We start from the raw sequence: 13,298 nt of genomic DNA on the forward strand, positions 1-13,298 counted from the left end.
TGTTCTTGTGGGATGTGCGAATTTTCAGATTTCTGTTCTGGCCCTGACCGCCTCCACGCGCATGCGCAACATGGCGCCGATATCGAAGAAAGGTCGCGGCGGCAGCCAGCCGGGTTCGGCCCGATGCATCACGGATTGCAGCAGTGGCGAATCGACGCCGGATGCCAGTTCGGCCAGCAGTCGTCCCCACAGGGTTCCGCGCGCCACGCCCGAGCCGTTGCAACCGGCGACGGCAAACACGCCCTCTTCCACCTGGTCGAAATACGCCTGACCGCTGCGGGTCGCGCTCAAATGGCCGGTCCAGGTGTATTGGATGTCGTGCTCGCCGAGGAACGGGAAGCGTCGTTGCAAACCCCGGACATGGTGTTGCCGACGCAGCGCAAGTTCGCTGTTGGAGAGGTCCCGCGTGCGATATTCGGCGGTGTTGCGGATCATCACTCGGCGATCCGGCGTCAGTCGAACCGTGGCGCCCAGGGGGCGGGTCGAGAGCACGCCCCACGGTTCAACGGCGCCGATGGCGGCGAACTCCTGATCCGTGAGCGGGCGCGTGAGGCTGGCGCTCAGTTCCATCGGGAACGTGGCGCTGTCATCGATGCCGACCCGTGGAATGAATGCGTTCAGGCAGACCAGAACTTGTTTAGCCTCCACGCTGCCTTTATCCGTATTGGCCCGAATCCGTCCCTGACTCAAACGCTCGAGTCCCTTGATGTCGGTGTTTTCGTACACGCTGACATTGCCCGGAAGCGCATCGAGCAAGCCCCTCACGTATTTAGCCGGTTGCAGCAACGCGTTGCCGTTACCGCACCAGATCGCAGCCTGATAGTGACGGGTGCCAAGTTTGCGGCTCAGTTCTTCGCCTTGCAGAAACTCCGCGCGGGCACCGAGCACCCGCAGCGTGGCCAGTTTGGCGTCGACCTGATTGAGCTTGGCCGGATCATTGACCGCAAAGAAATAGCCGCTGTCCCGAAAGTCGCAATCGATGGCGTGCCGGGCAATCCGTTGTCGGACTTCTTCACTGGCGGCGCGGGAAATCATCGTGTCGACTTCAAATCCGGCAAAGCCCTGCCCACCGATCAATTCGCTGTCCGCCGGATGTTCATGGGCGACGACGAAACCCGAGTTGCGCGCCGAAGCGCCCTGCGCCGCTCGCTGCCGATCAACCACGACAATCCGCGTCTGCGGGTGCATCTCGGCCAGATGATGGGCAGCGCTGAGACCGGTGATCCCGGCGCCGATCACCAGCCAGTCGGCCTTTTGCGCGCCGCTCAGGCGATCACGCTCCGCAGGGTTTGCGGTTTGCGCGATCCAGCCACAGACATTTTCCATGCATCACCTCATTCGACAGTCGTTCGGCGGCTTGCCTTCCAACCGTGGCCATGCGTGAATCGCATGCCTACGTGGTGAAGATCACCGCCAGAGCTAGAATCTATAAGGTCTTCGAACACCTCACCAACGCTAAGAAATCATCGAGGCATTCTGAAAACGCATGGATAAAATTCGCCACGTCCCGTCGCTGCAAGCCATGCAGGCGCTGGTGGAAGTCGCCAACTCCGGCAGCTTCACCCAGGCCGCGCAAAAGCTGTGCCTGACCCAAAGCGCCGTCAGCCGGCAGATCCAGCAGCTGGAAAGCCATTTCAACGTTCCGTTGTTTTTGCGCACCAGCCGCAGCCTGCGCCTGACCCCGGAAGGCGAGCAGGTTCTGGCCAGCGCACGGAGCATTTTCGAGCAACTGAAAACCCTCGAAGAACGCCTGACACCGCAGAAACGCCCGTTCCGGATTCGCATGCATGTGTCGTTGGCGGTGCGCTGGTTGTTGCCGAAACTCAGCGACTTTTATCTGCGTCATCCCGAGGTTTCGCTGGCGATCGAAACCGTCGCCACCGAAATCGTCGAACCGACCAGCGACAGCGACGCCTACATCCTTTACCTGCCGACGGCATCGAGTGATCCAGACTGCCTGACCCTGTTTCAGGAGACCCTGGTGCCGGTCTGCGCCCCGAGCCTTGCCGATGCCCCGCGCTCAGTGGAAGAACTGCTGCGTTTCCCGCTGCTGCATCGCTCGGCGGATCGTCAGGCCTGGATCGAATGGCTGGCGGCGAACGACGGGCAACCGCTGGACGATTACCGACACATCCCGTTCAACCTCGATGAACTGGCTCTGGATGCGGCGGCCCGAGGATTGGGAGTCGCAGTGACGGACATGACGCTGGCGGCGGAATCCATCGAGCGTGGCGTGTTGGTAGTGCCATTCGGGTTACCGCTGAAAACCGGGGGGATTTATTCGTTGTGCTTGCAGCCGTCGGCGGCTGCGCACCCGGCTTGTGCGGTGGTAATGGGGTGGTTTGCCGGGCAGGCTGAGCGCGCGACATGAGTACGATTTTCACGCGGGAGCTGCCTTGAGCAGCTCCCGCACCGGATCTTCATTACTGAGAAAACGTCTGCAAATACGCCAACAGATTATCGATCTTCTCCTCGTCACTCAGCCCCCAAAAGATCATCCGCGTCCCCGGCACCACGCCCTTCGGGTCCTTCAGATAAGCCGTCAGCGTTTCACGATCCCAGGTCACGCCGGAGTTTTTCATCGCGTCGGAGTACACGTAATTCGCCGACGTCCCCGCCGGGCGACCGATGATGCCATTGAGTTCCGGGCCGAATCCGGGGCGGGCGGATTCGCCGACCTGATGGCAGCCACCGCACAGGCGCGGGAAGATTTTGGCGCCGGCCTCGGCGTCACCGGCAGCCAGTGTTGGCGTGCTGAACAGGCCTGCGTTGAGGATCAGGGCGAACGTTAATGCAGCGTTTTTCATCAGGGTTTTCCAGATCTTCGGCGGCGCCAAGGGTAATCGCGCGCGGCCAGTTGCGCTACAGGTAGGCGCCCACGACCTGACGGACTTTGAGCAAGGCTTGACGCAGGACAAGCATGTCCACCGATCCCAACGCCAGACGAATCGCGTGGGGCACATGGGTGGAAACGGTGAAGGGTTCTGCGGTGGTGACGGAAACCTGTTCCTGCATCAACTCGACCACGATGTGGTCGGCCCGAACATCTTCCGGCAGCGGCAGCCAAATGAAATATGAAGAGGGATGGCCGACAGTCGACAAGCCTTCGAGGATCTGCGCAGCCAGAGCTTGCCGGGTCTGGGCGTCGCTGCGCTTTTGTGCTTCGAGCAAAGTGACGGTGCCGTCGTCGAGCCAGCCACAGGCGATGGCGGTCATCACGCCGGGGGTGTTCCAGGTGGTGGCGCGGATGATCCGTTCCAGCGCCGCCACCTGTTCGACCGGCGCGGCGATGAAGCCGACCCGCAGGCCGGTGGCGATGTTTTTCGACAGACCCGACACGTAGACCGTGCGCTCCGGCGCCAGATCGGCCAACGGCGGTGGCGGGTTATCGACCAGAAAGGCGTAGGCCGCGTCCTCAATGATCGTCAGATCATGCCGGCGGGCAATCGCGACCAAATCCTCGCGTTGCTCCAAAGGCATCACCCAGCCCAGTGGATTGTGCAGGGTCGGCATGCTGTAAACCGCACGCACCGGGCGCTGACGGCAGAGTTTGTCGAGGGCCGCCAGATCGGGGCCCTGCTCATTGACGGGAATCGCAACTACTTCCAGATGCAGCGCTTCGGCCAGCACTTTGAATCCCGAATAGGTCAAGGCGTCGGCGGCGATCACGTCACCGGGCTTGAGCAGCGCCATCAGCGTTACCGCCAGCCCTTGCTGGGCGCCGTTGACGATCAGCACCTGCTCGGCCTCGATACTCAAACCCCGCATTTGCAGATGCCGCGCGACCGAGGCCCTTTCGTGATGGCGACCGGCGTGGGGCTGATAGCGCAGCAGCGCTTCTAGATCGCCGGACAGCGCCAGTTGCCGCAACGCGGTGCGCAGCAGCTCGGCCTGCCCCGGCAATGACGGGTAGTTGAAGTTGAGGTCGATCATGCCGACCGCGACGTCTTTCTGGTCGATCCCCTGCCCCGGCAACAACGACGTTTCCCGCACAAACGTGCCGCGCCCGGCTTCGCCGCTGACCAGACCCATGGCTTCAAGCTCGGCGTACACCCGCGAAGCCGTGACCAGCGCCAGCCCTTCACTCGCTGCCAATTGCCGGTGGGTCGGCAAACGGGTGCCGGGCAACAGGCGACCGGCGCGAATGTCGGCGGCATAGGTGTCGACGAGGGTCTTGTAACGAGAGCGCGGCATGTCGGGCTGTATCCATGACAATTCTTTGATTGTGCTGATTCTCGTCCCTAGGATTGCTTCAACGCAACCCACCTTTGAGCGCAACGCGTATGGAACGAACCACTCAACTCGGCACCCCGGCCCTGGAAAAAACCAGCGGCTGGATCAACGGCTTCATCGGCGTCGTGATCTTCAGCGGCTCGCTGCCCGCCACGCGGCTGGCGGTGCTGGAATTTGACCCAGTGTTTCTCACCGTCATCCGCGCGACCATCGCCGGCGCCCTGGCGTTGTGCTTGCTGTGGCTGTTTCGCGAACGGCGTCCGGCGCGGGATCAGTGGTTGTCATTGCTGATCGTTGCGCTGGGCGTGGTCGTGGGTTTTCCGTTGTTGACGGCTTTGGCGCTGCAATACGTGACGTCGGCGCATTCCATTGTGTTTGTAGGATTGCTGCCGCTGGCGACGGCGATTTTCGGCGTGCTGCGCGGCGGTGAACGGCCGCGTCCGGTGTTCTGGATTTTTTCGGTGCTGGGCAGTTCGCTGGTGGTCGGTTTTGCGATCTCACAAGGCCTGACCGCCTCGCCCACCGGTGATCTGCTGATGCTGGCGGCAATTCTTGCCTGCGGCCTCGGTTACGCCGAAGGCGCAAAACTGTCGCGCACCCTCGGCGGCTGGCAGGTGATCTGTTGGGCGCTGGTGCTGTCGTTGCCGGTGATGGCCGTGCTGAGCGTGTGGCTGGCGCCCGCTTCGTTCAGCGGTATCAGCGTGTCGGCGTGGGTGTGCCTGGCGTACGTTTCGCTGTTCAGCATGCTGATCGGCTTCGTGTTCTGGTATCGCGGGCTGGCTCAGGGCGGGATTGCGGCGGTCGGACAGTTGCAATTGCTGCAGCCGTTTTTCGGCCTGGCACTGGCTGCGACTTTGCTGCACGAGCATGTCAGCGTCGGCATGTTGGTGGTCACGCTGGGGGTGATCCTGTGCGTGGCCGGGGCGAAGAAATTCGCTAAATAGTTTTCAGCTCGCACCGGATTTCCATTCTCGCGGGCTGAGCCCGGTCTTGCGCCGAAACGCCCGGGCCAGCGCCGACGGACTTTCATAACCGACCTCTTCGGCGATCAGGGCAATCGGCCGCCCCTCGCGCAGACGTTTCTGCGCGAGGCTGATCCGCCAGCTCACCAGATAATCCACCGGTGTCTGCCCCACCACCCGCCGAAAGTGCTCAGCAAAACCGGCGCGGGACAGGTTGGCGGCGCTCGCCAGTTCGGCGACGCTCCAGGCCTTGGCTGGCTGATCATGCATCAGGTTCAAGGCTCGGGAAATCTTCGGATCGGCCAGCCCCGCCATCATGCCCGGTTGCTGGTTGCGACTGCTGATGAGGTGGCGCAGCAGCAGAATCACCAGCAATTCGAACAGGCGATCCATCACCGCTTCGCGGCCGCAATGGCCGTCGAAAGCTTCCTTGAACAACCACTCCAGGGTGTTGGCCATTTCGGGAAGGTCGGTGAGTTTCAGCACCAGATAATCCGGCAGCGCTGCCGCCAAAGCATTGCCCGCGCCGCCGTCGAACGTCAGCGATGCGCACACCAGTTGCGTGCCCATGGCTTCGTTGGCGAACAAGCGATGGGCCATGGGGCGGGGGAAAAAGATCAGGGTCGGTTCATTGAGCGAGATTTCAGGATCATTGCCCGGTTTGAGCAACAACTCCCCCGCCTGCAACAGGTGCACATGCCCGCACACCTGATCGCCGCCGTAGGCGCTCACCCCGCAGAACGTGCCGCTGTGAAAGGTGCCGGCATTGACGCCGAAATGGCTGAGCAACGTAGAAAGGCGATCCATGATTGATTCTCGCAACGACAGGTTTGGACGATCTGTCGCATATCCTCGACGATTTGCACCCAAAGCACCAGCCGCGCTCCGTAGCATTCACTCCATCCCCGGCGCACTTCGCACCGGACTTTCGGAGAATCACCATGAGCCGCATCGCCCCTCTCAGCCTCGAAACCGCCACCGACGCCACTCGCCCGACACTTGAAGGCGTGCAGAAAAAAATCGGCTTCCTGCCCAACCTGTTCAAGACTCTTGCCACTGCGCCTGTCGCGCTGGATGCCTACGTGCAAATCTCGGCCATACTGGGCAAGACTTCACTGAGCGCCAAGGAAAAAGAGGCGGTGTATCTGGCCACCTCGCAAGTCAACGGTTGCGATTACTGCCTGGCGGCGCACACCCTGTTCGCCAGCAAGGCCGGGCTGGCAGCAGAAGAAATCATCGAAGCGCGTCACGGTCGGCTGAATGCTTTTGCCACCCTCGCCCATCAACTGACCGAAACCCGTGGTCATCTGAGCGATGAACAGATTGCCGCCGCCCGCGCCGCCGGTATCGACGACAAGAAGATCATCGAAGTGATCGCCGTCGTCGCCGCGCAAACCCTCACCAACTACCTGAACAACGTGGCACTGACCGACATCGATTTCCCCGCAATCGATGCCTGATCAGTGATCGGGGTCGATCAGTCGTGATCGACCCCGGCGCGTTTCAGCAGTTTCTTGCAGCGCTCGGACAGATGAAACACCTGCAACTGCTTGCCCGCCTTGGCGTAGCGTTCGCGCAAGGTTTTCAGCGCGGCGATGGCCGAATAATCGACAAAGCTCAAATGCCGGCAATCCAGCGTCACCCGTTGCGGGTCAGTGGCCGGGTCGAATTGATTGAGGAACGGCGTGGTCGAGGCAAAAAATAGCGTGCCGTGCAGGCGATAGAGTTTGCTGCCATCCGCTTCCAGGTGTTCATCGGCGTACAGCTCACGCGCTTGCTGCCAGGCAAAATTCAGCGCGGCAATGATGACACCGCACAGCACTGCCGTGGCCAGATCGGTGAACACGGTGATGGTCGTTACCGCGATGATCACCAGCACATCGTTGAGCGGCACTTTGTTCAGCACCCGCAGCGAAGCCCAGGCAAACGTCTGTTGCGACACCACGAACATCACGCCCACCAGCGCCGCCAGCGGAATCCGCTCGATCAGCGGCGACAGAAACAGAATGAACAGCAGAATCAACACGCCCGCTACCACGCCGGACAAACGCCCGCGCCCACCGGAGCTGAGGTTGATCACGGTCTGGCCGATCATCGCGCAACCGCCCATGCCGCCGAACGCACCGGAAACCACGTTTGCCGCGCCCAGCGCCACGCATTCGCGATCCGGGTAGCCACGGGTTTCGGTGATTTCGTCGGTAAGGTTGAGGGTCAGCAGGGTTTCGAGCAGGCCGACCAGCGCCATCAGAATCGCGTAAGGCGCGATGATGCGCAGGGTGTCCAGCGTCCACGGAATGTCCGGCAGCGCGAACGTCGGCAGGCCGCCGGCGATGTGCGCCATGTCGCCGAGTGTGCGGGTCGGCAGACCGAGCAGATAAACCAGCAAACCGACGCCGAGGATCGCCACCAGCGCCGGCGGCACGGCGCGGGTCAGGCGCGGCAGGATGTAGACGATGGCCATGGTCAGCAGCACCAGCCCGGTCATCAGGTACAGCGGCGTGCCGCTGAGCCACTGCTCACCGCTCTTGAAATGCTCCAGTTGCGCCAGCGCGATGATGATCGCCAGCCCGTTGACGAAACCGAGCATCACCGGGTGCGGCACCATGCGCACCAGTTTGCCCAGCCGTAACAGCCCGAACGCCATCATGATCAAACCGCCGAGCAACACCGTCGCCAACAGATATTGCACGCCGTGTTGCACCACCAGCGCGACGATCACCACCGCCATCGAACCGGCTGCGCCGGAGACCATGCCCGGTCGGCCACCGAACAACGCAGTCAGCGTGCAAATGATGAAGGCGCCGTACAGGCCCATCAGCGGGTTGAGGTGAGCCACCAGCGCAAACGCAATGCATTCGGGCAACAGGGCAAACGAGGTGGTGAGTCCGGCCAGGACATCGGCGCGCAGACGAATCGGTTTCATGGCTTACCTGACAGAGCGGCCAATGGGCGCGGCCGCATGCATTTGCGCAAAAGAGCGCCGCGGAAAAAGAGGGTTGCGGATGTTACGCAAATGCACCGGCGTGGGCCAGTGATCGCTGACATGAACGGGTTGGCGCTCTATGCTTGCGCGCTTCATCGATCAACGGGTTTGAACATGTCACCGCTATCCACTCGTGAGGTCTGTCAGCGCTTGCGCGATGCGGCGCTGGGCGTTTGCGCACTACAGCGTATTGCGCAGGAATCCGGGCCCGGCCAGATCCCGGTCGACATCGACGGCTGGCAGCTGTTGCTCGACTTTGACGGTCAGCGCCTGCACCACTGCCTGCAATGCCGGTGCCCGGAAGATCGGGTGTGGCAACTCGACACGACTCAGCGTTTCGGCACCGACCCGGTCAGCCTGCTCAGCACCTGGGAGCTGGCGCAGATCGAGCGGCTGCTGACCCGGGCCGACTAAACGGATCAGCCCTGCCGCAAGTCCAGCAGGTAGGTGTAATAGCCAGTGTCGCGTACCCAACCGAGTGATTCGTACAAACCCTGGGCTGTGAAATTGTCGGTGGCGGTTTCCAGCACCAGTCCCTTGGCGCCGGTTTCGACGGCGAAGTCGCGGGCGGTGTTCATCAATAGTCGCCCCACTCCACGGCCCCGAGCGGCCGGCGTGGTGAACAGGTCGCTAAGCAGCCAGGTGCGATGGGCATCAATCGAGGAAAACGTCGGATACAGCTGCACGAATCCCAGCGCCTCACCGCTTTCATCCTCAACCAGAAAAATCGCCGATTCATTGCCGGCCATGCGCTCGGCGATGAAGGTCCGTGATTGCTCGAGATTCGATGGCTGGCCATAGAAACCGCGATAGCCGTCGAACAGCTTCGCCACCGCGTCAAGGTGAATCGTCGTGGCGCGCAGTGCCTGAAGGGTCATTGTCACTTTCCTGAGGTTACCGAAATTGAAACCAGCATAGCGCTGGGGAGCGAGTTCGCTGGCTTATTCGCTATATAGTTTTGTATATTGCGAACCCGAAATGGCCAGACCCTCCATGCCGTCCATGAGCAGCATCCGCGAACGCAACCAGCAACTGATCCTGGCCGCCGCCAGTGAAGAATTCGCCGCCAACGGCTTCGACGCGACCCAGACCCGCGACATCGCCGCCCGCGCCGGTGTGCCCAAGGCCAACCTGTATTACTACTTCCAGAGCAAGGAAAACCTCTACGGCAAAGTGCTGCTCGGCTTCGTCGAACCGTTGCTGGAAGCCTCGGCGGTGCTGCGCGAGAGCGACGATCCGCTGATCGGCCTGCGCGCCTACGTCGCCGCCCGCATCCGCATCGCCCGCGAGCATCCGGCGATCGCCAAGGTTTTCAGCGGTGAATTGTTGCTGGGTGGTCGCCAGTTGCCCGACGAATGCCGCGACCTGTTGCACGGTGAGGCCCGGCGTAACGTCGAGTGCCTGCGCAGCTGGATCGACCGCGGGCTGCTGGCGCCGGTCGATCCAGAGCATTTGATGCTGTTTATCTGGTCGGCGACGCGCACCTACACCAACATTGGCTGGCAGATGGGGCGCATCACCGGGCGGGAAGTGCCGCAGGATGAGGATTATGCGGTGGCGGCGGAGACGATTACGCGGTTGGTGTTGAGCGGTGCGGTGTCCGAGCCGGTGAGTGATATTCGCAGGTTGATGTTTGCGACTTGACCGGGAGAGTCAGGGCATCAGGTCCAGAGGTAGTGTCGCCTCTCCCGCCAAGCGTTCACGCCACGCCAGCAACACATCAGGCACCCGCTTTTTCCATTTTGGAACGTTGGTGTAATACCGCGCCCTGACTTTGCGTTGCTCATCGAAAACCAATAGCACCAGCCAAACTCGGCCTCCCGGCGCGCTCATCAGAATCGCCGCGTTGCTGGAAGCCAGGCCTCGCAGCCAGAACTCATTGACCTCACCTTCCGGCACATCACCAGAGGTCTCGCCGGCGGCCATTGAGCCACTATTTTGCAGCAGCGTCTGATAGTCATTTTTGAGCAACGTGCGTAATGCCTGATCTTCTTGCTGCGTACGTACAACGCCAAGGCTCAGCAAGTCGTATTCAATCGCAATCGGTTGGTCAGATGCCACATACCTTCCACCGTAGTAAACGCCCATCCCGCCGCCACAAGCCCCCTCACCTCCATCGGAATCAACATCCAGCAAACCGTTGAGCGCGCTGAACTTCAGGGTGCAGTTGCCTTCAGCGAAATGCGCTACAACACCGTCGATTGTGGCCACACCGTCCATGTCACCAGAGTTGCCACCATTTGACGCAGAAACATCAAAGGCAATATGCGTGGCGTCCACACGCTTGGTTGTGACTTCTGCCGCCGATGAAACGCCCCACGGAATCATCTGCCAGGTGGCATCCCAGCTGAAAGGCTTGACCACGTATTCAAGCGCTTTCAGACGCATCAAATATTCACGGCGCAGGCAGGAGCTATTGGCAGCGCATTGATTGCGCTGTTTCAACCATGAACGCTGATCAGCCTTGAGCGCTTGCGGATCAGCAACCTGCACCACCGCTGTCCGCCAGAGCGCCCCAAGTTTCTCATCGAGACTCGAAGTATACGGATCCGCACAAACGGCTTTTTCAACCGGGCTGGAAGCGCCAGCACAGTCGAAACTGGCAGCGTGGGTGTGGGCAGCGAATACGAAAGACGTCAGCAGCAAGGCGTGACGGAGATTGAAAGCGAGCATCGACAGATTCCATTCCTGAGGCGGCGGCAGTATGCCGGGCCCGGGCTATCGATGCTCTGGATTTTTCACTGGTTGCTCGCGGGCAACCGGGCTCTTGCGCAAGAAAGAGTCAGAATGTGATCCCGGCCGCCGGCTTCACATCGATCCGCGCCACGGAACCGGTCAGGTGCGCCCAGTCCTTGTTGTGTTCGGCAATGATGTCTTCGGCGCTCATGTTGCCGTTGTCGACGGTGGAATGTGCGTCGGCCGCCAGTTCCACGTCGTAGCCCAGTTGATGGGCCTGGCGCACGGTGGCATTGACGCAGTAATCGGTTTGCAGGCCGCAGATCACCAGGCGGTCGAAGTCTTCCCGGGGGATCAGTTTCTGCAGGTTGGTCTGGTAGAACGAGTCGTTGGCGGTCTTGTCGACGCGCAGATCGCCGGGTGTGGTGGCCAGGCCGTCAGCCAGTTGCCAGCCTTCGGCACCGTGGGCGAACGGACTGTCCTTTTCGTTGTGCTGGATCAGCACCACCGGCACACCGGATTGGCGCGCGCGGGTAGAGAGGCCGTTGATGGTATCGATCACCCGTTTGATGTCGTGGCACTCGTATTCGCCTGTGCACAGAGCGCGCTGGACATCGATGATCAGCAATGCGGTGGTCATGGTGAGCCTTCCTTGATCGGTCCTTGAGACAGGGGCGGACGTGTGCCCGCCCCCTTTTTACTCTGCTCAGTAACCCAATGACAACCCGGTGTTGCGCCGTGGATCGTTGGCGCCGTAGAAGCGGTTCTTGCCGACCGGTTTACCACCCAGCGACGGCGCACCGACCAGAATCGCGGCGATGTGGTTGGCGTCCTGCGGACCCGCGAACTTGTGGCCCCAGCTCTCGAGAATCTTCTTCGTGTCGGGGCTGGCGGCGAAGTCTTCGAGGTTGGTTTCCTCCGGCATCCACTGCTGGTGGAAGCGTGGCGCGTCGACCGCTTCCTGCAGGCCCATGCCGTAGTCGATGACGTTGAGCATGGTCAGCAAGGTCGCGGTAATGATGCGGCTGCCCCCCGGCGTACCGACCACCATCACCACCTTGCCATCCTTGGTGACGATGGTCGGGCTCATCGATGACAGCGGCGCCTTGCCCGGAGCGATGGCGTTGGCTTCGCCCTGCACCAGGCCGTACATGTTCGGCACGCCGACCTTGGAGGTGAAGTCGTCCATTTCATCGTTGAGGATCACCCCGGTCTTGCTCGCCATCACGCCCGCACCGAACCAGTCGTTGAGGGTGTAGGTGACAGAGACCGCGTTGCCCCACTTGTCGACGATCGAATAGTGCGTGGTGTTGCTGCCTTCATGGGGCGCGACGCCGGGTTTGAGTTCCGCCGACACACCGGCCTTCTGCGGCTGGATCGCGTTACGCAGCTTGGTCGCGTAGTCCTTGTCCAGCAGGTGTTCGATCGGGTTCTTCACAAAATCCGGGTCGCCCAGATAGCTGTTGCGATCCACGTACGCGTGGCGCATCGCTTCGATCTGGTAGTGCATGCCCTGGGCCGAATGGAAGCCCAGATCCTTCATCGGATAGCCTTCGAGAATGTTCATGATCTGGCAGATCACGACGCCGCCGGAGCTCGGTGGCGGTGCCGATACCACGTGATAGCCGCGATAGTCGCACTCCACCGGGGCCAGTTCGCGGGTCTTGTATTTGTCGAGGTCGGCCTGGGTGATGATGCCCTTGTTGGCTTGGCTGGACGTGACGATGGCGTCGGCCACCCATCCTTTGTAGAAACCGTCGGCGCCTTTTTCGGAAATGGTGCGCAGGGTTTTGCCCAGGTCCTTCTGCACCAATTTCTGCCCGACCTGCATCGGTTCGCCGTTGCTCAGAAAGATCGCACCGGAATCCTTGATGTCCTTCTTGAACACGTCAGTGGCGTATTCCAGCAGCTCGACGTCGCCCTGCTCCAGTTCGAACCCGTCTTCGGCGAGTTTGATGGCTGGAGCGATCATTTCCTTGCGCGGTTTGGTGCCGTACTTGCTCAGCGCCAGCTCCATGCCGGACACGGTGCCCGGAACGCCGACCGCGAGGTGGCCACGGGTACTCAGGTCCGGGATGACATTGCCGTCCTTGTCGAGGTACATGTTGGCCGTCGCGGCCAGCGGGGCTTTTTCGCGGAAGTCGAGGAAGGTCTTGCGTCCGTCCGCCAGCTGAATGGTCATGAAACCACCACCACCGAGGTTGCCCGCAGCCGGGTAAACCACCGCCAGTGCATAACCCACGGCGACTGCCGCATCCACCGCGTTGCCGCCACTTTTCAACACGTCGACACCCACGTGAGTCGCCAGGTGCTGGGCGGTGACCACCATGCCGTTTTCGGCAGCAACCGGGGCAACCGAGGCGGCATGGGCCATGAGGCAGCTGAGCGCCAATGAGGTCGCAATCAGCGATTTGGCAAAAGGTTCGTACTTCATGAGTCGGTCT

14 protein-coding genes are annotated in these 13,298 nt (G+C 61.4%); 5 read left to right on the forward strand and 9 right to left on the reverse strand.

The window, feature by feature from the left end:
• Window positions 1-24: 24 nt before the first annotated feature.
• Window positions 25-1,326, reverse strand: a complete 1,302-nt coding sequence (locus AC1Q9F_RS27340) for an NAD(P)/FAD-dependent oxidoreductase (protein ID WP_492618665.1) — start codon at window positions 1,324-1,326, stop codon at window positions 25-27.
• A 160-nt stretch (window positions 1,327-1,486) separates the two neighbouring features.
• On the opposite strand from AC1Q9F_RS27340, the gene AC1Q9F_RS27345 reads away from it, so the two are divergent.
• Entirely contained in the window at window positions 1,487-2,371 is an 885-nt protein-coding gene (locus AC1Q9F_RS27345) for a LysR family transcriptional regulator (RefSeq protein WP_492618664.1), read from the forward strand.
• Between the two features lie 52 nt (window positions 2,372-2,423).
• Here AC1Q9F_RS27345 and AC1Q9F_RS27350 read toward each other — a convergent pair whose 3' ends face one another.
• Window positions 2,424-2,807, reverse strand: coding sequence for a c-type cytochrome (locus tag AC1Q9F_RS27350; protein ID WP_492618663.1), 384 nt, complete (start codon window positions 2,805-2,807; stop codon window positions 2,424-2,426).
• A 55-nt stretch (window positions 2,808-2,862) separates the two neighbouring features.
• Window positions 2,863-4,194 (reverse strand): aminotransferase-like domain-containing protein, encoded by a 1,332-nt coding sequence (locus AC1Q9F_RS27355; protein ID WP_492618662.1) that lies wholly within the window; start codon window positions 4,192-4,194, stop codon window positions 2,863-2,865.
• A gap of 89 nt (window positions 4,195-4,283) precedes the next feature.
• Between AC1Q9F_RS27355 and AC1Q9F_RS27360 the strand changes: the two genes are divergently transcribed.
• Window positions 4,284-5,177, forward strand: coding sequence for a DMT family transporter (locus tag AC1Q9F_RS27360; RefSeq protein WP_085602576.1), 894 nt, complete (start codon window positions 4,284-4,286; stop codon window positions 5,175-5,177).
• 3 nt (window positions 5,178-5,180) lie between these two features.
• Here the strand turns inward: AC1Q9F_RS27360 and AC1Q9F_RS27365 are convergent, their stop codons facing one another.
• Window positions 5,181-6,002, reverse strand: a complete 822-nt coding sequence (locus AC1Q9F_RS27365; protein WP_492618661.1) for a cupin domain-containing protein — start codon at window positions 6,000-6,002, stop codon at window positions 5,181-5,183.
• Between the two features lie 134 nt (window positions 6,003-6,136).
• Here AC1Q9F_RS27365 and AC1Q9F_RS27370 point away from each other — a divergent pair, with 134 nt between their 5' ends.
• The gene (locus tag AC1Q9F_RS27370; RefSeq protein WP_492618660.1) at window positions 6,137-6,655 is read left to right on the forward strand and encodes a carboxymuconolactone decarboxylase family protein; all 519 of its coding nucleotides are present in this window, start codon (window positions 6,137-6,139) and stop codon (window positions 6,653-6,655) included.
• A 17-nt stretch (window positions 6,656-6,672) separates the two neighbouring features.
• Here the strand turns inward: AC1Q9F_RS27370 and AC1Q9F_RS27375 are convergent, their stop codons facing one another.
• Window positions 6,673-8,118, reverse strand: a complete 1,446-nt coding sequence (locus AC1Q9F_RS27375; protein ID WP_492618659.1) for a SulP family inorganic anion transporter — start codon at window positions 8,116-8,118, stop codon at window positions 6,673-6,675.
• A gap of 174 nt (window positions 8,119-8,292) precedes the next feature.
• Between AC1Q9F_RS27375 and AC1Q9F_RS27380 the strand changes: the two genes are divergently transcribed.
• Window positions 8,293-8,592 carry a DUF7693 family protein gene (locus AC1Q9F_RS27380; protein WP_207983209.1) on the forward strand — a complete coding sequence of 100 codons (300 nt, stop codon included), beginning with the start codon at window positions 8,293-8,295 and terminating at the stop codon, window positions 8,590-8,592.
• 5 nt (window positions 8,593-8,597) lie between these two features.
• Here AC1Q9F_RS27380 and AC1Q9F_RS27385 read toward each other — a convergent pair whose 3' ends face one another.
• Window positions 8,598-9,056 carry a GNAT family N-acetyltransferase gene (locus tag AC1Q9F_RS27385; protein WP_207983210.1) on the reverse strand — a complete coding sequence of 153 codons (459 nt, stop codon included), beginning with the start codon at window positions 9,054-9,056 and terminating at the stop codon, window positions 8,598-8,600.
• 124 nt (window positions 9,057-9,180) lie between these two features.
• Here AC1Q9F_RS27385 and AC1Q9F_RS27390 point away from each other — a divergent pair, with 124 nt between their 5' ends.
• Window positions 9,181-9,822: a TetR/AcrR family transcriptional regulator gene (locus AC1Q9F_RS27390; RefSeq protein ID WP_492619429.1), complete on the forward strand. Its 642-nt coding sequence runs from the start codon at window positions 9,181-9,183 to the stop codon at window positions 9,820-9,822.
• Window positions 9,823-9,831: 9 nt separating this feature from the next.
• Here AC1Q9F_RS27390 and AC1Q9F_RS27395 read toward each other — a convergent pair whose 3' ends face one another.
• The 3 genes from AC1Q9F_RS27395 to ggt all read right to left on the reverse strand — a co-directional run bounded on the left by AC1Q9F_RS27395 (window position 9,832) and on the right by ggt (window position 13,288).
• Entirely contained in the window at window positions 9,832-10,851 is a 1,020-nt protein-coding gene (locus AC1Q9F_RS27395; RefSeq protein ID WP_492618658.1) for a lysozyme inhibitor LprI family protein, read from the reverse strand.
• Window positions 10,852-10,960: 109 nt separating this feature from the next.
• Window positions 10,961-11,494, reverse strand: a complete 534-nt coding sequence (locus tag AC1Q9F_RS27400) for a cysteine hydrolase family protein (protein WP_492618657.1) — start codon at window positions 11,492-11,494, stop codon at window positions 10,961-10,963.
• A 66-nt stretch (window positions 11,495-11,560) separates the two neighbouring features.
• A complete protein-coding gene (gene ggt, locus AC1Q9F_RS27405; RefSeq protein ID WP_492618656.1) occupies window positions 11,561-13,288 on the reverse strand; it encodes a gamma-glutamyltransferase in 1,728 nt (575 codons plus the stop codon).
• Window positions 13,289-13,298 lie beyond the last annotated feature (10 nt).

It is taken from the genome of Pseudomonas sp. GW823-FHT04A03, from assembly GCF_058796615.1.